Source organism: Xenorhabdus sp. TS4 (genome assembly GCF_014467265.1).
In the GTDB taxonomy this organism is placed as follows: Bacteria; Pseudomonadota; Gammaproteobacteria; order Enterobacterales; family Enterobacteriaceae; genus Xenorhabdus; species Xenorhabdus ehlersii.
In genome coordinates this window covers 1-1215 of the sequence record NZ_NKHQ01000072.1, presented here as the reverse complement: position 1 = coordinate 1215, position 1215 = coordinate 1, and the positions used below count along the sequence as shown (strand labels likewise).

3 protein-coding genes are annotated in these 1215 nt (G+C 47.7%); all 3 read left to right on the top strand.

The window, feature by feature from the left end:
* A partial coding sequence (locus tag Xets_RS14200; protein ID WP_222941607.1) for a hypothetical protein occupies window positions 1-354 on the top strand: 354 nt, incomplete at its 5' end.
* Window positions 348-494, top strand: a complete 147-nt coding sequence (locus Xets_RS14195) for a hypothetical protein (protein WP_187651956.1) — start codon at window positions 348-350, stop codon at window positions 492-494. The genes Xets_RS14200 and Xets_RS14195, both read left to right, overlap by 7 nt.
* 303 nt (window positions 495-797) lie before the next feature.
* Window positions 798-1121, top strand: coding sequence for a hypothetical protein (locus Xets_RS14190; RefSeq protein ID WP_244208678.1), 324 nt, complete (start codon window positions 798-800; stop codon window positions 1119-1121).
* Window positions 1122-1215: the final 94 nt, after the last annotated feature.

Below are 1215 nucleotides of genomic sequence, written 5' to 3'. Positions count from 1 at the left end.
ATACCAATAAGGGTGACGTTTTGCATGATGGACTCTCCAGAAAAAATACTCTATAAAGAGTATGGTTCACAAGGTGGGGAAGACCATCTCATTAACTCCCGTAGCCTGCAAGGGAGTGCTAAATTGCGGTACATCTGCGCACTTTTGGAAGCAGATATCCTCGGACACCTAACCCTCCGTCTGGGGATGAAAGTTTCCCGGTGGTATTCATCATCGGCTATTCACATACATAACCGAGCAGAACATGCTCTGCCTTACGTTAATCGATACCGTTTTAACCGGTACAACATTCACCTGCATTTTGCATTTATCACGATAAACGTCCCGAAAACGGCGCGGCGTCACTTGTGTTGAAGAGCAGCGATGACCAAGTGACGCCGCCAGGCGTCCAACGTCCAGAGCACGTAGAGCCTGACTTTACGGCCGATTTGAACCCCGCATTACTCAGTGAAACCACTCATAACAGACCACTAACCGCCATTTTGTTTGATTGATAAACGATCGTCTTATCGGATTTTCAACCCATTGCCTGATTGCAGGCTGATGCAGTAAAAATGAAGGAGAAATTCATCACGTCAAGATAATGAGGCGTTCATCCTGAGTGAATCAGGCACTGAACGGGGAGTATGCCACCGCCGTGCTGAGCACGTAGCGAACTCCTGCAAAAACTTATAGCTAAATCATATTAATATGACATAATATCTAAACCTAAGATGACAAGGCATAAAATGAGATGGGTTACAGCTTAGATTTTCGAAAGAGAGCTGTGCCGACAACTGGAACCGGAAGATGTGACGATGCTGACCAGTCAGTTGCGGGCGTTACCCGTTGAACAGGCGCAGACCGTGTTGAATTGTCTGGGCAAGGCGTTGCGGGCAGGGAAAATCGGCAATCCGGTTGGCTGGTTACTGACGATGATGAAACGGGCACGGGACGGGAGATTATATGGACAACCTGAAACGGCTGTGACCACGCCTGCTCCGGCCAAGGCACCTGTTGAATTCACTCAACATATTGAGCGTCCTGTTTCACCTTCCTCACAAACCCATGTACGCAGTGTGGTGAAAGACATCCGTCAGCGGCTGACAATGGCGAAATACCGCAATGATAATATTGATTAACCTGAGCTTCGCTTAAGGGAAGGGAACTAAAGTGCCTGAGGCACGATCAACGTTTTTGCTAAAGAAAACAAAATAGTGGAGACCCTCAGGTATG

Coding starts and splice junctions, on each gene's coding strand:
- Xets_RS14190 (WP_244208678.1), top strand. CDS start 798: ATGCTGACCAGTCAGTTGCGGGCGTTACCCGTTGAACAGGCGCAGACC.